The sequence below is a fragment of the Mucilaginibacter aurantiaciroseus genome, from assembly GCF_024055595.1.
Taxonomy (GTDB): Bacteria; Bacteroidota; Bacteroidia; order Sphingobacteriales; family Sphingobacteriaceae; genus Mucilaginibacter; species Mucilaginibacter aurantiaciroseus.
The window spans coordinates 279,264-299,278 of record NZ_JAMXOF010000001.1 but is presented as its reverse complement, the minus strand read 5'-3'; the positions used below and the strand labels follow the sequence as shown (position 1 = coordinate 299,278).

At 43.7% G+C, this 20,015-nt stretch carries 19 protein-coding genes, 1 tRNA gene and 1 riboswitch; of the genes, 12 read left to right on the top strand and 8 right to left on the bottom strand.

From position 1 onward, the window contains the following. The first annotated feature begins 248 nt into the window (after nucleotides 1-248). The 7 genes from NAF17_RS01385 to NAF17_RS01355 all read left to right on the top strand — a co-directional run bounded on the left by NAF17_RS01385 (nucleotide 249) and on the right by NAF17_RS01355 (nucleotide 4,762). Entirely contained in the window at nucleotides 249-872 is a 624-nt protein-coding gene (locus tag NAF17_RS01385; RefSeq protein ID WP_252756184.1) for a NanQ anomerase/TabA/YiaL family protein, read from the top strand. A 1-nt stretch (nucleotide 873) separates the two neighbouring features. After that, nucleotides 874-2,097, top strand: coding sequence for a glycoside hydrolase family 88 protein (locus tag NAF17_RS01380; protein WP_252756183.1), 1,224 nt, complete (start codon nucleotides 874-876; stop codon nucleotides 2,095-2,097). A gap of 102 nt (nucleotides 2,098-2,199) precedes the next feature. Continuing rightward, nucleotides 2,200-2,463: a cupin domain-containing protein gene (locus tag NAF17_RS01375; protein ID WP_252756182.1), complete on the top strand. Its 264-nt coding sequence runs from the start codon at nucleotides 2,200-2,202 to the stop codon at nucleotides 2,461-2,463. A 25-nt stretch (nucleotides 2,464-2,488) separates the two neighbouring features. After that, on the top strand, nucleotides 2,489-3,676 hold the full coding sequence (gene uxuA / locus NAF17_RS01370) for a mannonate dehydratase (RefSeq protein ID WP_252756181.1): 1,188 nt from the start codon (nucleotides 2,489-2,491) through the stop codon (nucleotides 3,674-3,676). A gap of 7 nt (nucleotides 3,677-3,683) precedes the next feature. Then, nucleotides 3,684-3,833: a hypothetical protein gene (locus NAF17_RS01365; RefSeq protein WP_252756180.1), complete on the top strand. Its 150-nt coding sequence runs from the start codon at nucleotides 3,684-3,686 to the stop codon at nucleotides 3,831-3,833. A gap of 66 nt (nucleotides 3,834-3,899) precedes the next feature. After that, complete coding sequence (locus NAF17_RS01360) at nucleotides 3,900-4,244, top strand: alginate lyase family protein (RefSeq protein ID WP_252756179.1); 345 nt, start codon at nucleotides 3,900-3,902, stop codon at nucleotides 4,242-4,244. Next, entirely contained in the window at nucleotides 4,157-4,762 is a 606-nt protein-coding gene (locus NAF17_RS01355; RefSeq protein ID WP_252756178.1) for an alginate lyase family protein, read from the top strand. Before NAF17_RS01360 ends, NAF17_RS01355 begins: the two co-directional genes overlap by 88 nt. Nucleotides 4,763-5,123: 361 nt before the next feature. Here NAF17_RS01355 and NAF17_RS01350 read toward each other — a convergent pair whose 3' ends face one another. Continuing rightward, nucleotides 5,124-7,301, bottom strand: a complete 2,178-nt coding sequence (locus tag NAF17_RS01350; RefSeq protein ID WP_252756177.1) for a carbohydrate binding family 9 domain-containing protein — start codon at nucleotides 7,299-7,301, stop codon at nucleotides 5,124-5,126. Nucleotides 7,302-7,585: 284 nt separating this feature from the next. Here NAF17_RS01350 and NAF17_RS01345 point away from each other — a divergent pair, with 284 nt between their 5' ends. After that, nucleotides 7,586-8,242, top strand: a complete 657-nt coding sequence (locus NAF17_RS01345; RefSeq protein ID WP_252756176.1) for a class I SAM-dependent methyltransferase — start codon at nucleotides 7,586-7,588, stop codon at nucleotides 8,240-8,242. A 188-nt stretch (nucleotides 8,243-8,430) separates the two neighbouring features. Here the strand turns inward: NAF17_RS01345 and NAF17_RS01340 are convergent, their stop codons facing one another. The 5 genes from NAF17_RS01340 to NAF17_RS01320 all read right to left on the bottom strand — a co-directional run bounded on the left by NAF17_RS01340 (nucleotide 8,431) and on the right by NAF17_RS01320 (nucleotide 13,572). Further along, nucleotides 8,431-9,360, bottom strand: coding sequence for a DUF5996 family protein (locus NAF17_RS01340; RefSeq protein ID WP_252756175.1), 930 nt, complete (start codon nucleotides 9,358-9,360; stop codon nucleotides 8,431-8,433). A gap of 234 nt (nucleotides 9,361-9,594) precedes the next feature. Further along, nucleotides 9,595-9,665 (bottom strand) — tRNA-Cys (locus NAF17_RS01335). A 16-nt stretch (nucleotides 9,666-9,681) separates the two neighbouring features. Beyond that, nucleotides 9,682-10,317, bottom strand: a complete 636-nt coding sequence (locus NAF17_RS01330; protein ID WP_252756174.1) for a peroxiredoxin — start codon at nucleotides 10,315-10,317, stop codon at nucleotides 9,682-9,684. Between the two features lie 146 nt (nucleotides 10,318-10,463). Then, nucleotides 10,464-10,580: riboswitch (SAM riboswitch) on the bottom strand. A 339-nt stretch (nucleotides 10,581-10,919) separates the two neighbouring features. Beyond that, nucleotides 10,920-12,458, bottom strand: a complete 1,539-nt coding sequence (locus NAF17_RS01325; protein WP_252756173.1) for a SulP family inorganic anion transporter — start codon at nucleotides 12,456-12,458, stop codon at nucleotides 10,920-10,922. Between the two features lie 49 nt (nucleotides 12,459-12,507). After that, nucleotides 12,508-13,572 carry a cellulase family glycosylhydrolase gene (locus NAF17_RS01320; protein ID WP_252756172.1) on the bottom strand — a complete coding sequence of 355 codons (1,065 nt, stop codon included), beginning with the start codon at nucleotides 13,570-13,572 and terminating at the stop codon, nucleotides 12,508-12,510. 424 nt (nucleotides 13,573-13,996) lie between these two features. Here NAF17_RS01320 and NAF17_RS01315 point away from each other — a divergent pair, with 424 nt between their 5' ends. Together NAF17_RS01315 and NAF17_RS01310 are read left to right on the top strand one after the other, a co-directional pair. Beyond that, nucleotides 13,997-15,475 carry a PAS domain-containing sensor histidine kinase gene (locus tag NAF17_RS01315; protein ID WP_252756171.1) on the top strand — a complete coding sequence of 493 codons (1,479 nt, stop codon included), beginning with the start codon at nucleotides 13,997-13,999 and terminating at the stop codon, nucleotides 15,473-15,475. Nucleotides 15,476-15,672: 197 nt separating this feature from the next. Beyond that, nucleotides 15,673-15,918, top strand: coding sequence for a response regulator (locus tag NAF17_RS01310; protein WP_252756170.1), 246 nt, complete (start codon nucleotides 15,673-15,675; stop codon nucleotides 15,916-15,918). Nucleotides 15,919-15,982: 64 nt separating this feature from the next. Here the strand turns inward: NAF17_RS01310 and NAF17_RS01305 are convergent, their stop codons facing one another. Together NAF17_RS01305 and NAF17_RS01300 are read right to left on the bottom strand one after the other, a co-directional pair. After that, nucleotides 15,983-16,963, bottom strand: a complete 981-nt coding sequence (locus tag NAF17_RS01305; RefSeq protein WP_252756169.1) for a type I phosphomannose isomerase catalytic subunit — start codon at nucleotides 16,961-16,963, stop codon at nucleotides 15,983-15,985. Between the two features lie 279 nt (nucleotides 16,964-17,242). Then, on the bottom strand, nucleotides 17,243-18,472 hold the full coding sequence (locus NAF17_RS01300) for an NADP-dependent isocitrate dehydrogenase (protein WP_252756168.1): 1,230 nt from the start codon (nucleotides 18,470-18,472) through the stop codon (nucleotides 17,243-17,245). A 264-nt stretch (nucleotides 18,473-18,736) separates the two neighbouring features. Between NAF17_RS01300 and NAF17_RS01295 the strand changes: the two genes are divergently transcribed. Both NAF17_RS01295 and NAF17_RS01290 read left to right on the top strand, forming a co-directional pair. Beyond that, nucleotides 18,737-19,453, top strand: coding sequence for a hypothetical protein (locus tag NAF17_RS01295; RefSeq protein ID WP_252756167.1), 717 nt, complete (start codon nucleotides 18,737-18,739; stop codon nucleotides 19,451-19,453). Between the two features lie 69 nt (nucleotides 19,454-19,522). After that, nucleotides 19,523-19,951, top strand: a complete 429-nt coding sequence (locus NAF17_RS01290) for a hypothetical protein (RefSeq protein ID WP_252756166.1) — start codon at nucleotides 19,523-19,525, stop codon at nucleotides 19,949-19,951. Nucleotides 19,952-20,015 lie beyond the last annotated feature (64 nt).

Below are 20,015 nucleotides of genomic sequence, written 5' to 3'. Positions count from 1 at the left end.
ATGTTAGGTTTAACTATAATTGCAGGCAAGTGTACAATTATGCGGCAGCAATCAAAAGTAATTGGCCCGTTATTTCTACGATAACGTTATCGAAGAAATTTTCCTGACCTTGTAACGATAACGTTTGCGTAGAAATAGTAACCCGACGTCATCTTTTTAAGCGGATTTCCTTGTAATATTGACGTGTGATAGCCCACGTTTCGCCCCGGAACTGCCCACTATCCGCACAAAACCAATTAGTACACCAAATGAAAAACAAACCATTATTGCGGCTGCTGATAGTTGCTATTAGTTTTATCACAATGGAAAACACCTCGATCGCACAAACCAAAACCGACGGCAGCCTAAGCCAAAAAACAGCCAAAAACTGGCTTAAAAGCAGTAAATGGAAAGATGGGCTAAAGCTGGAAGTAGCCCCATCGGTAAACGCAACCGAGTTTTACAAACAATACTATAATAATAAAGCTGTTTGGGATAAGGTGTTCCTATTTCTGAAACAGACCAATTTAGATACCCTAAGCACCGGCAAACACCCTATTGACGGCGATAATGCCTATGCCATTGTTACCGAAGCGCCTTCAAAAGAACTGGATAAGGCGGGCTGGGAATCGCACAAGAAATACATCGACTTGCAATATGTGATCAAAGGTAAGGAGCGGATTGACATTATAGATATTAGCAAAGCAATTGTAACCAATCCTTACAACGAGGCTGATGATGCGGCTAACTATACCGCTGAGGGTACCTCGTACACTGCTGAACCAGGCACTTTCTACCTGTTCTTCCCCCAGGATGTGCATCGCCCCAATATTAAAGTGGACGGGTATGATGTGGTTAAAAAATTAGTGATCAAAATTAAAGTAATCAATTAAGATGAATATAAAACGCCTGTTCCCCATTATAGCCCTAAGCGCAGCAACGATCAGCGCATCCGCACAAAACAATACGGCTAAGGCTATGTTATTTGCAGAGCATCAAACCAAATTATTGCTAAAACAAACCGCGGAAACTAAGACAACTGCCGCTAAGCTAAACTTGCTATCGCCACGCACGGTAGAGAACGGCAAGTTAACCATTTTATCATCAAAAGATTGGTGTAGCGGTTTCTTCGCGGGTAATCTTTGGTTTTTATATGAGTACACGGGCGATAAATTTTGGAAGGAACAATCCGAACCTTTTACTACCGTGATGGAACAGGAAAAAAGCAACATCGGCACCCATGATCTAGGCTTTATGATATATAATAGCGTGGGTAATGCCTACCGCTTAACAAACGAGAAGAAATACAAGGATGATATTATACAGGCGGCCAAATCACTCATTACCCGCTTTAACCCAACCATCGGCTGCATCAAATCATGGGACCATCAAAAGCAATGGCAGTTCCCGGTGATCATAGATAATATGATGAATTTGGAATTACTGTTCGAGGCTACCAAACTAAGCGGCGACTCCAGCTTTTATAAAGTGGCTGTAATACATGCCAACACTACGTTGAAAAATCATTTCCGTGCGGATAACAGCTCTTACCACGTTATTAATTACGATCCTGCAACAGGGAAGGTTTTGAACAAGCAAACGGCGCAAGGCTTTGCAGATAGTTCGGCATGGGCACGCGGGCAGGCCTGGGGGCTTTACGGCTACACCATGTGCTACCGCGAAACCAAAAACAAAGTTTACCTGCAACAGGCAGAGAAAATCGCTAAATACATTTTTAGCAACCCTCAAATGCCTGCCGACCTAGTACCTTACTGGGATTTCGATGCCGCCAAACTGAGTAACCAACCCCGCGATGCATCTGCCGCGGCTATTGCTGCATCGGCATTGTATGAGTTAAGTACGTTCAGCAAAAACGCCAGAGTTTATAAAAGCACTGCCGATAAAATTTTAAACAGTTTGGCCACCAAATACCAGGCACAAACGGATAGCGCGCGCGGCTTTTTACTACTGCACAGCACCGGCCACAAACCAGCCAACAGCGAGATAGATGTGCCGATAATCTATGCAGATTATTACTATTTGGAAGCCTTGCTTCGCCAGAAACGGTTGGCGGAAAAAAAGCCTGTTCTCAATATATATGGCCGATTAAAGAATTAGGATATGATACAAGGCACTTTGTTCCAGTTTGAGGAAACTACCGAATGGCAAACCGTTGCCGAGGGCGTGCAGCGGCAGGTTTTGGGTTAGGATGATAAGCTAATGTTGGTAAAAGCAAAATTCGCCAGGGGTGCATGCGGCACCCTGCATACCCACGCCAACTCGCAGCTAAATTATGTAGAAAGCGGCGCTTTTGAGATGACAATTGGCGAAACGGTAAAGATCATGCGCAAGGGCGACGGTTATTATGTGCCGCCCTTTACCGTGCACGGCTGTGTTTGTTTGGAAGACGGCATGCTGGTGGACGGCTTTAGTCCCGCCCGCCGGGATTTTTTAGGTAACGACAGCGAACAATATACTTTGTAAATTAGGCCAACGAAAATCCACCAAAATGAGTTTAGAACAAACATGGCGCTGGTACGGCCCAAATGACCCGGTTAGTTTAGCTGATGCCAAACAGGCGGGCGCCACAGGCATTGTTACCGCCCTGCACCATATCCCCAACGGAGAAGTTTGGCCGGTGGATGAGATCCTGAAAAGAAAGCAGATTATTGAAGATGCGGGCCTTAGATGGTCGGTGATCGAGAGTGTGCCTGTGCACGAGGATATTAAAAAACGCAACGGTAATTATGAGCAGTATATGGCTAAATATTGCCAAAGCCTGCTTAATATCGGCCAATGTGGATTAAACATCGTTTGTTATAACTTTATGCCGATTCTGGACTGGACACGCACCGACCTGGATTACCCAATGCCGGATGGCTCTACCGCGCTGAGGTTTGATACCGCCGCCTTTGCAGCGTTCGACCTGTATATTTTGAACCGCCCCGGTGCTGAAAAAAATTATCCTGAAACCATCAAAACCAAAGCAAAAAAATATTATGACAGCCTGAGCGAACTTGCCCAAAAGCATTTGGTAAAAAATATTATTGCCGGTTTGCCCGGATCTGAAGAGGGTTATACACCCGCACAGTTCCTGCAAATGCTGGCCAGTTATAGTGATATAGATTCCGCGACACTAAAGGCGAACCTTGTCCATTTCCTGCAACAGGTTATCCCCACCGCAGAAACAGCAGGTGTGCTGATGTGCATCCACCCCGATGACCCACCTTATCCTATCCTTGGTTTACCACGCGTGGTGAGTAATGAGCAAGATATACTGGACATTTATAATGCTGTGGATAGCCGCAATAATGGCCTTACTTTTTGTACAGGTTCTTTCGGTGTTATTGAAAGTAACAACCTGCCCGGCATGGTGCAGCGTCTTGGCGACCGTATCCATTTTATCCATCTGCGCAGCACCAAACGCGATGCAGATGGCAACTTTTACGAAGCCGACCACCTCAACGGTGATGTAGATATGTATGCGGTAATGAAGGCGTTGTTAGAAGAGCAGCAAAAGAGGATAGCTAAAGGTCGCAAAGATATTGATATGCCTTTCCGCCCCGATCATGGGCATAAGATGCTGGATGACCTGGATAAGAAAACCAACCCCGGCTACTCTGCCATTGGCCGCCTGCGTGGCTTAGCAGAACTGCGCGGATTGGAACTTGGGATCAAACGTTCGTTAAATCTGTAACATCCACATGAAAAAGTTCATTTGTTCTTTGATCCTGACTGTTGTAGTACTTTCTTTAAAGGGCCAAATTGTAAGCCTTGATAAGAAAGAAATAGCGCTGATGCGCAAAGCAATCAACGCTAAAAAACAATATAAAAAAGCATTTGAACCTATTTAAAAGACAGCGGATAAGGCGCTAAATGAAACGCCTAACCCGATAGAAACTATTCTGTCGCAAGGCCTTTTGGCGGGCGATACGAGGAAGACTGCAAGTCTTAAATCATTGGAAGATGCCAATAAAACCTACGCGCTGGCGCTGGTTTACAAATACTCCTACAATAAAGAGTATCTGATTAAAGCCGCTGAGTTCTTAACCGCCTGGGCCAAAACCAACAAAGCAACCGAAGACCCTATCAACGAAACCAAGCTGGAAGATATGATTACCGCTTACGACCTCATCAGGAATGATATAGAGCCTGCTGACCGAACATTAATCGACGTGTGGATGAATCCGATACCCAACTGCACAGCGGCACGGCTAAAGGCAATAAGGGCACAGCCATCAACAACTGGAATTCGCACCGGATAAAGATGTTCACGCTGATCGCTTATACGCTGCATGATAGCAGCTACCAAAGCGCCATAACCCGGGCATTAGAGCAGCAACTAAACATTAACCTAAACCCCGACGGTACCACGCATGATTTGATGGAGCGCAACGCTTTTCATTACCAAACCTACGATATTGAGCCGCTGCTATCGGCCTGCATAGCCATTTACCGGGCAACGGGCAAAAATTATTTCACCTGGCAAACCGTCAACCAATCGACCTTAAAAAAATGCGTGGATTACATAACGCCCTACATGACCGGCGAAAAAACGCATCCAGAATTTGTAAACAGCAAAGTACCTTTCGATAAAAAACGTGCGGAGAATGGTGAAAAGGGATATGCGCCGGGTACCCTATTTGAACCTAAAAATGGCCTCTATGTGTTTTCGCTTGCTACTTTTTTTGATGATGATTATCTAAAGGTTATCCATGAAGCGGCTAAGGATGAGAATTACTTTAACTGGCGGTTGGCTTTGAATAAATATACCACCAAATAAACACCTGATTACACCAAAAACACCAGTCCATAACAGAATGGTATAAAGAGATATATAAATGTCAGTGTTCTCTCACAAGGATTCGAACCTCAATTGTCTGAATCAGAAGTGCTACCGTTACACCATAAGAGAAGGTATCAGGCGTATCTGACGTTGTAAAAGTGATACAATTGCCAATGCAACACCATGCGTTTATTTAAAATTAACATTAGGGTGTTAAAGTCCTGCTTTTAAAATGCGTCATTGCAGGTACGAAGCAATCTATTTAGGACATTGTTCACCTTGCATAACAGACTTGCCTATGTGCGATTGCTTTGTACCTCGCAATGACGCGCTGAAAGGGAGCACCGACACATTTCCCTTATATATTCCACCAATACGTCCACTTGATAGTTAACTGGCGGTTTTTGACAGTGAACGGCGAGGGGATAGAGTTATCGCCATAAACAATGAACAAGTCTGAAGCAGGTTTATAGCGCCATTGGAAGCGGCTGTTAATGTTCATGTTCTTAGCCTGCTCATTATACTGCACAAAGGTGGTAAAGTACAAGGTGTTGGTAAAAGTAACATCAGCACGCGGACCAATGAGCCAGAATTGATTATGGCCGTATGGCGCGGGCAAATGCAAATCGTTATACGAGGTATTCAACACCAAATTTACATAAGGCTGGAAGCGGTAGCCCACCTGGCCTATCAGCGTGGTTTTTGTTCCGTTATTGTAATACCCGCCGCGGGCAGCTTCAAACAGGTAGGTAAACACGTTTTGTGGTTTGGAGGCGTATTGCACATCTATAGTGTTCCAGTGGTTGGTAAAACCAGTTGCCAGCATTGGTTTGCCGGTGTTTGTAGGGTCGAAAGGGCGCAGTAATTTTACATAATCATCCAGTCCTGATACCGTCAGTGTGCTGCGGTTACGGAAAGTGATAAGATAACTCAGTACCGTTTCGTTATCTGTCGATTTAAAACCTTCGTCAAAAAAGTAAATTCCGCTGGCTTGCACGCCGTGCGAGAGTATGGCTCCGCTTTTTGGGAAAAAGTTATGTTGGATTAATGGGTTTAGTTTATTGTAACCCACACGTGGCACATAGCCCACTTCGGCATTGTAGTTTTTGCCTACGTACTGTTGCTGCATGGCAAACGTCCAATATTTACTTAGGTATTGCAGGTTGGCAGCGGCCACAAAATCGCGGCTGTTAACGCCGGGTGTAAATGATTTTAGGCCAAGCAACTTACCTGTTAACAGGTTGTTTGATGATGCCAGGTTAAACTCGGCACCCACGTTTCTGTTATAGGCATTGGCTGTGGCTGTGCTGCCAGCCATGGGTGCGCTGCCCGTACCATCCTTGTTCACAAACATAAACCCGATGTTGGAGCGCGCGAAAACCCGCCTTTGCAGTGTTACAATCCCAAAGTTTTGCCCCGGCAAATTAGCGGAGCCCGATTGTCCCGTTTGGATATCCATTACGCCGATGCGCCAGTCCTTATCTATTTTACCAGTAAGCCTTGCCCCTGCCCTGATGGGTGCATTCAGCCCTACCCTGCGCGAAAAGAACGGGCGGATATCGGCATAACCAAAATTGGCAAACAGGTCGCCGTTCTCTAAAAAGAACTGGCGTTTCTCGGGGAAGAATAACTCGTAACGGTTCAGGTTGATCACCTGCTGGTCCACTTCCACTTGGGAAAAATCGGGGTTAACGGTCAGGTCGAGGTTTAAGGACGAGGTAAGGCCTATCTTAACATCGCCACCTATCTCTTTGTGGTAAACAGCATCTTTTTTATTTTCAAAATCTTTAGTGATACCACCCAATGCGTATGGGATAATGGAAATATTGCGGGTGGCTACTGGCGGTGCTTCGTCCCAAATAATAGTGCCCGTATAGGCCAGTGATGCCGTTGGGAACTGCCTCGGCACAGGCGCCCAGCTTGATTTTTCGGTGGTCTTTAAGTCGTTACGACTAAAATTGATACCCCACTCTTTAATACCTTTTTTATAGCGGATGCTTTTGAAGGGGATTGCCGCCTCAAACACCCATTTGTTATCGTAGTTTTTAACTGCCGAGTACCATTTGTTATCCCAGCTCAAGTCTACCTTGCCGCCTTCGTACATGGTGCCATCCCATTGGGCACCGGCCGCGTTTGCACCAAAACTAAAGCCATCGGTACGGGCATCAAACGGATCCATAAAAAAGATAAAGTTGTCGTTCTTCTGGAAGTTAAAATCGCGCTTCAGCGACTCTACCATGTACCCCGGTGTGGGCATATAACACTCTGCCGAAATGTAAAAGTTATCGTTATCGTAAGCCATGCGTACTACGGTACGTAATTTGGCAAAGCTGGTATCCATAGGTAAAACCATAAAAAATTTGCCAGTGGTGTCGGCGCTGAGCCAATCGGCCTCGTCAAGCAAACCATCAATTTTTATGGGTGACGCCACCCGGCGGATGTGGTATTGATAACCGGCGTTCTTTTTTTGGGCAGATACGTAACCGCCAAGCATGCAGCAGCACAGCAGTAGCAGTGTAGTTTTAATTTTAGACAATTTAGTATGGTACTTAGGTTGTGAGATAATACCATCGCAAGTGTGTTAGCGATACACAATAATATAAATATTATGTGATAATGTGCGCGTCAAAAGAATTGATTGTTAAAGGGCTTGCAATATTGTTACTTTAGCCTCTCCCCGGGCTCGAAGAGACTCACCTAAATCCTCTCCAAAGCAGAGGATTTTAAAAGGTATTTCACCCTCTTTCCGCGCAGCATAGAGAGGGTAAACCAGCGAAGCGATTTGGGGGTGAGTAGACTGAGACTTAGAAAATTAACATCATGGCAAATACCCTTCAGCAACAACTCGGCAATATTGATATTTACCTGTTCGATCAGCTTTTAAAAGGCCGGTTTGATGATTGTAAAAAAGTACTTGATGCGGGTTGTGGCGGCGGCCGTAACCTAATTTATTTCCTGCAAAACGGCTTCGAAGTTCACGGCATCGATCCAAACCCCGACGCAGTTGCACATGTAAAGGACCTGGCTAAAGAACTTGCACCAAAACTATCAGCTAAAAACTTCAAAGTTACGCCTGCCGAAAAGCTGCCATTTAAGGATAATGAGTTTGACCTGGTGATCAGCAGCGCGGTATTGCATTTTGCAACAGATAGCAACCATTTCGATGCCATGCTGCGCTCGATGTGGCGGGTGCTAAAACCTGGTGGTTATTTGTTTGCAAGGCTGGCGTCTGATATCGGGATAGAGGATAAGGTGGTTGGTTTAGGCAATAGTTGCTTTGCCCTGCCTGATGGCTCCGAACTTTTTTTGGTTAACGAACAGATATTATTAGAATATACCTCTGAGTTAGGCGGCGAACTTTTTGAGCCGATAAAGACCACCAATGTGCAGGATTTGAGGTGTATGACAACTTGGTGTGTAAGGAAGACCTCACCCCGGATTTCTCCAAAGGTCAGTGAGAATAGTTTTTCGTTTTGATTAGCGCCGGGTGTTCACGTTCACGGTGCAAACACTGCAACACTTTCGCAAATCACTCATTATCAGACCATCCAATTTTTAAATATTTGAGCTTTCCGTGAACACACCACAAAAAAACGACCTTCAGCCGCCTTTTTTAAATATCTTTTTACCTCTTTCTCCGAAGAAGAGAGCCGGGGAAAGGCTTTCTACTCCTTCAACCCCTGTAAATTACATTCTAAACGCTTATCCCAATCGCCGGTGATTGCCGCTGCATCATAAGTACTTTGTAAAAATTGGCGCAACGTTTCTTCGGGTTGTTCTGATTGTTGTATTACTTCATAGGTCAGTAAAAACTCGCCCATTTCGCCGCTGTAAAATGCTTCGGGCGGGCTAACCTGCTGCTTACTAAAAGCCTCGGGCGTTGGATAGCAGTAACTATAAAACGCAGGGTGCGGGAACTGTTCGCCACCCAGCCAGAAACCGCATGAGCTAACTTCGTGCGAGTAGGCTTCCTGCATCACATCATCGGGCATGTTTGGTGCGCCGCCGGGATGTTTGGGTGCAGGCCTGCCGCTAAAACGGGTAACCGCCAGATCGAACGCGCCCCAAAAGAAATGTACCGGGCTGCACTTGCCCAAAAAGCCCGACCGGAAATTGGTAAATACATTATGGATTTTGATAAGCGCCTGCCAAATGGTGTTCATCGTTTCGGGATGGTAGGTGCATGGCGCGGTGTTTTCTGCAAACGGGATAGCTACTTCAAGTTCATTTGGTACGGCGTAAATATCCACCTCTACTCCTGCAGCTTTAAGGTTGTTCATCAGTTGGTGATAAAACGCAGCAATAGTTTTGGCACCTAAGGCTGATGAGATCTTTTGCCCCTTGCTGGTAGTTATATGCAATTGATGGTTTATAAAATCAAGATCTATCTGGAAAACACCGCCACTATACGGGATGCTGCCGGTTGTTAAACCAGTAGCGCCAACATAAAGTGTTACCTGCCAGGAGTGATTGATCCAGGGCATTTTTTTGAGACGCACCTTACCAATCATCTGCGCCCACATATGTACGGTGTTAATGGTATCTTTCAGGTAATGGAAATCGAGTTTGGGCCAGGCGTGGGTTGGGTTACTCATATTTAAATATACAAGTGAAGGGTGGGATTGTTATTCTCTTCGTGCCATTTCGAACGGGGTATAAGTGAGAAATCTTGTTCGCTAAGCAAAGTCCGCAATTCCTATCTAACCAGATTTCTCCTCGTTATCGTTCGTTCGAAATGACATTTTTTTTTAGAAAGAAATTATAAACGCATAAAAAAGGCAATGGGCTCCTCAGCCCATTGCCCCGTCGTTATTAGTCAGTCAGTTTAGACGTCGCGGGTAGATTCGAACTACCGTTAAAGGTTTTGCAGACCCAAACCTATCCTCTCGGCCACGCGACTTTATATCATTTAAACCCTATTTGTTGGGCTGTGGTGTCATCCTTAAATAAGGCTTCACCTCGGTAAACCCTTTAGGGAATTTTGCCGGTATATCTTCTGTTTTGATAGATGGCAACACCACAACATCTTCGCCGTCCTTCCAGTCGGCAGGGGTTGCTACACTATGGTAAGCTGTCAATTGCAGGCTATCTATCACCCTCAAAATCTCCTGAAAATTCCTTCCTGTTGATGCCGGGTAGCTGATGATCAATTTGATCTTTTTATCCGGCCCTATAATAAACAACGAACGGATGGTAGCCACCAATGAAGCATTTGGGTGGATCATATCATAAGCCTGAGAGATCTCGCGGCTCTCATCGCCAATGATCGGGAAGGTTACTTCCACGTTTTGCGTTTCGTTAATATCGCTGATCCATCCTTTGTGCGATTCGGCACTATCAGTACTTAGGGCAATTACCTTTACATTGCGTTTCTCAAACTCATCTTTAAGGGATGCGGTTTTGCCAAGTTCGGTGGTACAAACCGGGGTATAATCTGCCGGGTGCGAAAATAGCACGCCCCAGCTATCGCCCAGGTATTCGTAAAAATCAATCTCGCCTTGTGATGTTTGTGCTTTAAAGTTTGGGGCGTCGTCGCCAAGTCTTAAACTCATGTTTTTAATTTTTAAATATTGTTGAAAAGCAAAAAGCTATACTAAAAAAAACAGTTTCAATAATTATCCGTTGGGAAAGCGTTTTAAAAGAGCCTTATAAAAAGGCCATAAGAGAATGCCATGTGGCATTCAATTTCCATTAAATCAGCTTATCTGTCCTCGCTAAGCCGCGAAGCAGGAATTAGCACCTTACACAGGCCGCAAAAGCCGTACAGGTTGCTAAGACATCATAGGGCCTTTCCCTCTGTCTTTCTGGATAAGTATATTTAAAGAACGATTACATCACAAAAGTAAATATTAATTCTATAATTCCTATAGGCTTTATATTTTATTTGCTTTCGATGATTTAATTAGCTGGATTTCGGGGAGAAAAAATGACCGGTTACCATCGTGCAGAGCGTGTTAATGGATAGTGGTTTAATAGCGAAAAAACTATTCACCAGTAACTTAATCAACCATTCACGAACTATGGCGTTACCTGCGGCCCGGGCTATCTGCTGCAAGTACTCGCCTACCATCCTTAAGGCCAACCTACGCTGTGGGCTTTCCGCTTTTATCCCTAACGCGAAAGCCAATTTGCACCGGCATTTAAAGTTTAATTGCTATCCTTTTTCTGTTGCTACGCGATAGTTAGGGTCTTCTACAATGTTCACATCTATTACATCTGCGGCATTTTTTAGCAAAGCGATGCAATCGGTACTTAAATGCTTTAAGTGAAGTTTTTTACCGGCTTTATGGTAACGCTCTGTTAGTTTGTTAAGGGCTTCTATGCCCGACATATCTGCCACGCGGCTGTCTCGAAAGTCGATGATAACCTCATCAGGATCATTCGCCACATCAAATTTTTCGGTAAAAGCCGTTACCGATCCAAAAAATAACGGGCCATAAACTTCGTAATGTTTAGCGCCGTTGTCGTCAATATATTTACGGGCACGGATACGTTTGGCACTCTCCCATGCAAACACCAGTGCCGATATTATAACACCTATCAACACGGCCAGCGCAAGGTTATGCAGCAATACGGTTATAATAGCAACCAGGATGCCTACAAAAACATCCTGCTTTGGCATTTTATTAAAAATCCTAAAACTGATCCATTCAAAAGTGGCGAACGCAACCATTATCATTACGCCGGTAAGTGCTGCCATTGGTAAGCGGCCAATTACAGGCGCACCAAAAAGTATAATTATTAAGATGGTAAGCGATGCTATTATTCCGGATAACCGTGCCCTTGCACCGGCAGAAAGGTTTACCAGCGTTTGCGCAATCATAGGGCAGCCGCCCATCCCAAAAAAGAAACCGTTTAAAATATTGGCACTGCCTTGTGCAATACATTCGCGGTTACCATTTCCTTTTGTTGCTGTCATTTCATCAACCAGGTTCAGGGTCAATAAGCCCTCGGTTAAACCCACGGCGGCCATAATTATGGCATAAGGGAAAACGATATTTAGCGTATGCAGGTTTAAGGGCACAGCCGGGATATGAAACGGCGGGAAACCACCACTAACAGACGCAATATCGCTTACTGTTTTGGTGTGGATACCAAAGCCAAGAACCAATGCAAACACAACAATTATAGCTACTAACGATGCAGGTACAGCCTTCGTTATTTTAGGTAAAACAACAACAATGGCGATAGTTAGGGCAACTAACCCCGCCATAATTAACATTGGGATACCGCTAAGCCAGGTTTCGTGCCCGTTAACCGTAGTTTTAAACTGTTGCAGCTGAGCCATAAATATGATGATAGCCAACCCATTTACAAAACCGTACATAACCGGTTGTGGTACCAGCCTGATCAGCTTTGCCAGTTTAAATAAACCAATAGCAATTTGAATGACGCCCGCTAAAGTTACGGCAGCAAAAACATACTCGATGCCATTGGTTTTCATGAGGGCAATTAGCACTACAACCGTAGCCCCTGCCCCGCCCGAAATTAAACCAGGCCTGCCGCCAAATACAGCGGTAACAAGCCCCATGATAAAGGCGGCATACAACCCAACTAATGGAGGGAACCCTGCAAGTATCGCAAAGGACAATGATTCGGGCATCATGGTCATCGCTACGGTAAGGCCTGCCAAAATCTCGGTTTTATAGTTAACCCGTTGCGTAAAGTCAAATAATTTGAGGCTGGCATTCATGGCTGTAAATCTATCAAAATGCCTGCAACATGGCTGCAGAAATTATTTCTTACTTCCCGTTTAACTTTTTAATAAGCTCCACTTCCCCGGGCCTGTATGGTTTACCATCCTTGCGGAAAATATCATGAAACCATTCTTTTGGTTCGCTTCCATCGGGGATGGGATTGTCCCAGGCGTAAATGGTATTGGTTTTACCCATTACAAAACCCCAGTTTAGCGCGCCTACGTTTTCTTTCTTAAGCATTGGCATTACGTTGGCAAACTTGCTGCCGCGGGTACGGGCCATATACTCGGTACATATCAACGGCCTGCCGTGGCTTTTTAGCAGTTGAATAGTTTTCAAATGCGATGCCTCGTCGGTGTAATCGTGGTAGGTAACAATGTCTGAGTTTAAGGCCTGGTAGGCGTTGAGTTTTTCAAAACTCCAGTCCCAAAGGCCCACAGATAGTGGTTGGTTTGGGTTTACGGCGCGCGCCCATGCAAATACTTTGGTAAGCAATTCTATTGATGCCTCTTTTTTATTGGAGTTGCCGGGCTCATTGTAAAGGTCCCACAACAAAATACGTTTATCGTGTTTAAAGGTGGTTAATATATCGGTTACATAAGCTTGCAGCATGGCGGTTTCGCCAGTGTTGTTTAGGCGGTTGCCCGGGTCCTGTAGCCAGCCCGAATTATGGATGCCAACCTTTGGTGCGGGTTGTTTGCCAATTTTGGCATCGCCATTCCAGCAATCGTCAAAAAACACAAACATGGTTCTGATGCCGTGTTTGTTGGCAATGGTTAGGTATTGGCCGATGCGATTTTTAAAGCCTGCTTTATCCTGTTTCCAGGCAAGGCTATACAGGAACACGCGCATGGTATTAAAACCGATGCTTTGCGCGTAGCCCAATTCACGGTCAATAGTTGTTGGGTCGAAACTATCGGCCTGCCACATCTCCAGTTGGTTAATGGCAGTGCTGGGTATAAAATCGGACCCACTCATCCATTTATGCTGCGCGTACCAGGTATTTGCTTTAATTACCGGCCATATTTTGCCCGGGGCCGCTTTTTGCGCGGATGCGCTTATAGTTATCAGTAATAAAACTGCGAGTAGTCTCGGGAATTGGTTTTTCATAAGTGTTTGTAATTGGCAAAAATAAATATAGCAGAATTTATTTTAATTACACATACAATATCTGACGAAACATCTCATAATAACCCACTAAACAGCACCCCCAAAAAGCAATATTGTTTCTTAAAACTTTAATATTATTCCGGTAAATATTATATTATTTTTGTTGCCAAAATTTGCATAACCCTGCGGCTAATTAACCGTATAAGACACTTATGTTATATTAATAGTGTAATTTTCAGCGTCATAGCGTTTTTACCTTGTAAAGGATTTGCAAAAACCCTGTTATGTATAAGGTAGTATAAAATATTTATGCTGTTTAATAGTTTGTAACAACACGCGGTTGTAAATGATGGATATTTGCCTGTTTGGTATGTATTTAATAATACCCTGTGGTAATTAAAGTAAATTAGAGATTAGGTGTACAATGAGTTCTGAAGAACATAAGTTTTCTGGCGAAAGCATAGCTCATATTGCGCGGATAATTGATCATATTAATTTAGGCATTTGGGAGTATAATACCGATACCAGGCAAGCAAAATGGTCGGTGGGGTTTTATGCTGCGCTAGGGTACACCCCGGGCGAGATAGAATGCTCGTACAACTACTTTTTTGAATACCTTTTATACTATCACGACAGGCAGGCATTCCTAAAAGCCACCTATCACCCAAGGCATGGCGGCTCGCCCGTTGTACAAATAAGGCTGCTTACCAAACAAAGCGGCTACCTATGGTTTGAAAGCACCACCCAAAAGCACGATACCAGCGATGGCCCGGTTATTTACGGCGTTATCACTAATATAAACTCGCTTAAAATTAGCGAGATTAGGGCTGCCGAAAGTGATTTCAAAAACGCCGAGATAGGCCGTATAGCCAAACTGGGGAGCTGGGAAATTGATGCGGCCACTATGGAGCTGTCTTTCTCAAAAGAGATGTATGAGATCTTCGAGCTGAATGATCACCCCAAATTATCGGTTGAAGAGGCTATCCGCTTTTTTGAACCGCAGTATCTTACGCTAATAACTGATTCTATTGATAAGGCTATTAAGTTTTGTAAGCCTTACGATGTTGAACTGCAATTCCGCACGGCTAAAAATAACGTGATATGGGTACGTTCTAAAGGGGTACCGATATTGAATGCACATGGCAAGTGCATAACCTTACGCGGTGTTTTCCAGGATATTGATAGCATCAAAAAGAAGGGCATAACGCTGCAGTCGTCCATTAATTTACTGGACGACCAGAACAAGCGCCTGCAAAACTTCGCATACATTGTATCGCATAACCTGCGTTCGCATGCGGGTAACCTTAAGTTTATGGTGAACCTTTTTGAGGAAAGCCAGCTTAAGGACGACCGCACGGAGATCTTCTCGCACATTAAAACCATTAGCGAGAGCCTGAGCGCCACAATGGGCCATTTGGATGAAATTGTACGTATACAATCAGAAATTAGCAAGGAGCGCAAGCTTATTGGCTTTGAGACCATATTTAATAACGTAGCATCGGCACTGCATACCAATATTTTAAACTCGGATGCTAAGATAAAAACCGATTTTTCTGACTGCCCGCAAATTGATTATATTCCGGCATACCTGGAGAGCATTTTCCAAAACCTGCTCACCAACGCTATAAAGTATAAACACCCCGACCGCGCACCGGTTATAAACATCCATACCCAAAGGGTTGGTAACGAAATTTACCTGGTTTTTGAAGATAACGGCATTGGCATAGATATGCAACGCTATGGCGACCAGGTGTTTGGCATGTATAAAACCTTTCACCACAATAACGACTCTAAAGGCATAGGCCTTTTTATGACCCGTAACCAGGTGGAAGCATTGGGCGGAAGTATCCAAATTGACAGCGCTGTAAATATTGGCACAAAATTTACAGTAAAGCTGGTATAGCTAATACCATAAAATGATTGCCGAAAAAAAATGTGACTGCGGGAATTGTTAATGGTGATGAAATTTTTACTTAAGGTTTCAAAACTTACAATAATAAAGGGCTTGTTTGATGAAATACTAAACTTTAGTAACGGGCAAGAGGCCATCGATTATTTACTTAACCCCAAAACCGCAACTATTTACCCGATTTTTTATTTGTGGATATTAATATGCCGGTGATGAGTGGCTGGGAATTTAACGCTGCTTTTGAAGAAATAAAATCGCAGTTGGGTGAAAATATCGCAATTTACAACATCGGCTCATCTATTGACCTTGAGGATATTAAGCCCGCCAAAGATAACCCGGTTGTTACCGATTACCTGTTAAAACCTATCGATTTAGGTTACCTTGCAGATATCTTTAACTCGCTGCAAAACCCAGCAGATATGAGAAGATATAATTAATTGGGGTAACACTGATTGGACCCAATAGCTATCGTAATGATTTCACCGATTATCGCTGAAATGATTACGATATATAGCTTTCTAAAATTTTGAAACCTACTGTGGTTTTCAGTTCTACCTTGCCGATAGTTTTCGGAAGCAGGGTACACTCGCCCATTTTAACGGGGTAAACCAAGTCGTTGTGTGTAATGGTGAACTCGCCTTCGATACAAACATAGATCACGAATGAATCGAGGTTAGAGTAATCCTTATCCACGCCATGCGTAAAGTCGAGCACGTTGGTGGTAAAGTACGGGCAGGACACCAAATGTACGTCCTCGTTCTTTTGCGGGGTGTACAGGGTTTGATATTCAGGGTAGTGTTTGTAGTCAATAGCTGCTAAAGCTTCTTCGGTATGTAGTTCGCGCTTGTTGCCTTTATCGTCAACCCGGTCAAAATCGTAAATGCGGTAAGTAATGTCTGATGTCTGCTGGATCTCGGCAATCAGCAAACCTTTACCAATGGTATGCACACGGCCTGCCGGTAAAAAGAAAACATCGCCCGCTTTTACATCTTCCTTGTTCAGTATATCCATAATGTGGCCGCTATTTAAAGCGTCTACATATTCCTTCTCGGTCATTTCGCGGTTAAACCCTGCAATTAAACTACTATCCGCATCAGCCTCAATCACGTACCACATTTCGGTTTTACCAAATGAATTATGGCGCTTTTTAGCCAACTCATCATTTGGGTGCACCTGTACGCTCAGGTCATCATTGGCATCAATAAATTTTACCAGCAAAGGGAAGATATTGCCGAAATGTTTGTAAACCTTCTCACCTACCAATTCGCCCTGGAATTTTTCCAGTAGATCGGCAAGCGATTGCCCATGCAAATCGCCACCCTCCACAACTGAAACATCCGACTTTACGCCCGAGATCTCCCAGGTTTCGCCGCAGTTTGGCAGGTCGCCAATGTTTTTGTGCAGGTAAGTTTCAATTTTATGGCCGCCCCATATTTTGTCTTTAAATATGGTTTTAAATTTTAATGGATATAGTGTTGACATAATAGTGTGGACTTGGTAATGCGGCTAAGTTAGGGATTTTGCGGAATGAGGGAATAGGTTTTTCTAAATAAGCACAGTGTTTCCTTTAGTGTCAAAATCTATATTAAATAGTTTGTCATGCTGAACGTTTGAAGCATCTAATAGCCGATATGCATTTGCGTTTGTATAGCGGCGATTAGAATTCTTCGCTATCGCTCAGGATGACAAAGCGGGAATGTCGCCCCCACAAAAAAAGCCCGCTCTTTTCAGAACGGGCCTTCATATTTCATCGGGACAGTACTATTTACCCAATTTCGCTTTTAAGTTTTCGTTGATGGCTTCTAAAAACTCTTCGGTGTACAGGTAATCGGTACCGTGCTCAACTTTGGCTTTTACGGTGAGGGCCAAATCTTTGGTCATTTTACCGCTTTCAACAGTTTCTATACAAACTTCTTCTAATGCCTTACAGAAGTTTACCAACTCCTGGTTACCATCCAATATCCCACGAAACTCTAAACCACGTGTCCACGCGAAGATAGATGCGATTGGGTTGGTAGATGTTGGGCGGCCTGCCTGGTGCTCGCGGTAGTGGCGGGTTACCGTACCGTGTGCTGCTTCAGCTTCCATAACGGTACCATCGGGTGTAACCAAAGTAGAGGTCATTAAACCTAATGAACCAAAGCCCTGTGCTACGGTGTCGCTTTGTACGTCGCCATCGTAGTTTTTACAAGCCCAAACAAAGTTACCGTTCCATTTAAGGGCCGATGCAACCATGTCGTCAATTAAGCGGTGCTCGTAAGTGATGCCTGCTTCAGCAAATTTGGTTTTGTAATCTGCCTGAAAGATCTCTTCAAAAATATCTTTAAAACGGCCATCGTATTTTTTTAGGATGGTGTTTTTGGTAGACAGATATAAAGGCCAGCCTTTCATCAGCGCCTGGTTAAAACAAGCGTGTGCAAACCCGCGGATAGACTCATCGGTGTTGTACATAGCCAATGCAACGCCATCTCCTTTAAAGTTGTACACTTCAAATGATTGCTCGGCACTGCCATCTTCAGGGGTGAATTTTATAGTTAATTTACCTTTGCCTTTAGTAACAAAATCGGTAGCGCGGTACTGGTCGCCAAAAGCGTGGCGGCCAATGCAGATAGGGGCTGTCCAGTTTGGAACCAAACGTGGTACATTGTTCATCACAATTGGCTCGCGGAAAACCGTACCATCTAATATATTACGGATGGTACCATTTGGCGACCTCCACATTTGTTTAAGGCCAAACTCTTCTACACGCTGCTCATCGGGGGTGATGGTAGCACATTTAATACCTACACCATATTTTAAGATAGCGTTGGCAGCATCAATGGTAACCTGGTCATCGGTTTCATCACGATACTCGATACCCAAGTCATAATATTTTATATCCAGGTCCAGATAAGGGATGATCAGTTTATCTTTAATAAACTTCCAGATGATGCGGGTCATTTCATCACCATCCAGCTCTACTACCGGGTTTTCTACTTTAATTTTTGACATACCAGATTTTTGTGGTTAATTTTTATTTGAAACGGTTTCAAACTTACATAAAATTTTATTTGTAAAAATTTAAGCGCGTAAAAATTGCAATTTATTTATCCCCTTTGTTTGATAATATTTTATCGGGTTAAAATACATGCGTAAATGCGGCGTTTAAAGCGGTAAATGCATTTAATATTAAACATGGTATTGCTTTTTAAAAGTTTGATGTTACTTTTATAAAAATAAAAAATACACCCTTCAGCAAAATTTGGCTTTTACATTATGATAAAGTTGCTTACTAAAACTATATTTATTACGCTATTATTATCTGCAATAACATCTATAACAAAAGCCCAAATTGGTTATGACTACGCCCAATATGACGTTGGTTTTGGCGGCACGGTTAACCAGTTATACGGCGATACCGAAGGAAAAATAAAAAGCACCCCATCTGTTTTTGTAAACTTTAACTATAACCAAACACCCTACTTAAATTACCTTGTAGAAATACAAACCGGCAAGCTGGAAGGTGGCAGCAGAACCGAGAACCTATCGGGACGCTACTTTAAAAACAACTTTACAGCCATTGTATTCAGGGGGCAGCTGCAAGCAGGCGAAATTTTGGATTATTCTAACGGCGGTATAGCCAACGCTATTAAAGGCCTGTATATATCTGCCGGTTTAGGCTACATCCTCAATAACATCCACGATGACAACATTAACCGGGCCTCAAACACCTCCCCGCAATTTTTCACCCCCGGCTTAAACAAAAGCAACGAGCTTTTTCTACCCGTGCGCCTGGGTTATGAGATTAAATTTTTCAATCAGTATAATCAGCCATCTTTTAAAATAGACCTTGCCTACCAATTTAATAACGATTTTACGGATAACATGGATGGCTTTACCACGGGTAAAAGCAATGATAAACTGGTACAATACTCTATTGGTTTAAAGTTTGCCCTTGGCGATGTTACCTCGTACCGAAAATCGGTACAGTAATAAGCTATCCTTCCCAAAACAATAATTTTTTGGCAGGGTTTTTATGTATATACATCAAATACATAACCTATGATACCCGAAAACGAAAACCCGGATTTTGTAACTGACCCTGAGGACAGTGACACTTCATTGAATAACGATAGCAACGAAACCGCAGATAGCGAAAATCTTAATTACGACGAGACTACAAACAGTTACGAGTACGATGTTAAGAGCGATAACCCCGACTACGACCACCCCGCCCCTTACGACACCTCTGTTAAAGATGGCGAGGACATGAACTCGACCTATGACGAAGCTAACCCTTATGATACAAAAGGCGAATACGATGCCGACCGTTCTTTAGAAACAGATGCGGATGCATTAGGGATGCATATTGATAGCGGCAAAATAGTAGAACTTAACCCGCGCGATGCCGCTTTGGCACGCACGCCCGAGGATGACCGCGATGACCTTGACGAAGAAGGTTATCCTAAAAATGATACACCGCGCGTGTAATTGGTTCGATTTAACCACAAAGTACACAAAGACAAAATCACAAAGAACACAGAGAATGCAACTG

Excerpts from the sequence above, each read along its gene's own strand:
- NAF17_RS01385 (WP_252756184.1), top strand. The coding sequence starts at position 249 with ATGAAAAACAAACCATTATTGCGGCTGCTGATAGTTGCTATTAGTTTT.
- NAF17_RS01380 (WP_252756183.1), top strand. The coding sequence starts at position 874 with ATGAATATAAAACGCCTGTTCCCCATTATAGCCCTAAGCGCAGCAACG.
- NAF17_RS01375 (WP_252756182.1), top strand. The coding sequence starts at position 2,200 with ATGTTGGTAAAAGCAAAATTCGCCAGGGGTGCATGCGGCACCCTGCAT.
- uxuA (WP_252756181.1), top strand. The coding sequence starts at position 2,489 with ATGAGTTTAGAACAAACATGGCGCTGGTACGGCCCAAATGACCCGGTT.
- NAF17_RS01365 (WP_252756180.1), top strand. The coding sequence starts at position 3,684 with ATGAAAAAGTTCATTTGTTCTTTGATCCTGACTGTTGTAGTACTTTCT.
- NAF17_RS01345 (WP_252756176.1), top strand. The coding sequence starts at position 7,586 with ATGGCAAATACCCTTCAGCAACAACTCGGCAATATTGATATTTACCTG.
- NAF17_RS01340 (WP_252756175.1), bottom strand. The coding sequence starts at position 9,360 with ATGAGTAACCCAACCCACGCCTGGCCCAAACTCGATTTCCATTACCTG.
- NAF17_RS01330 (WP_252756174.1), bottom strand. The coding sequence starts at position 10,317 with ATGAGTTTAAGACTTGGCGACGACGCCCCAAACTTTAAAGCACAAACA.
- NAF17_RS01325 (WP_252756173.1), bottom strand. The coding sequence starts at position 12,458 with ATGAATGCCAGCCTCAAATTATTTGACTTTACGCAACGGGTTAACTAT.
- NAF17_RS01320 (WP_252756172.1), bottom strand. The coding sequence starts at position 13,572 with ATGAAAAACCAATTCCCGAGACTACTCGCAGTTTTATTACTGATAACT.
- NAF17_RS01315 (WP_252756171.1), top strand. The coding sequence starts at position 13,997 with ATGAGTTCTGAAGAACATAAGTTTTCTGGCGAAAGCATAGCTCATATT.
- NAF17_RS01305 (WP_252756169.1), bottom strand. The coding sequence starts at position 16,963 with ATGTCAACACTATATCCATTAAAATTTAAAACCATATTTAAAGACAAA.
- NAF17_RS01300 (WP_252756168.1), bottom strand. The coding sequence starts at position 18,472 with ATGTCAAAAATTAAAGTAGAAAACCCGGTAGTAGAGCTGGATGGTGAT.
- NAF17_RS01295 (WP_252756167.1), top strand. The coding sequence starts at position 18,737 with ATGATAAAGTTGCTTACTAAAACTATATTTATTACGCTATTATTATCT.
- NAF17_RS01290 (WP_252756166.1), top strand. The coding sequence starts at position 19,523 with ATGATACCCGAAAACGAAAACCCGGATTTTGTAACTGACCCTGAGGAC.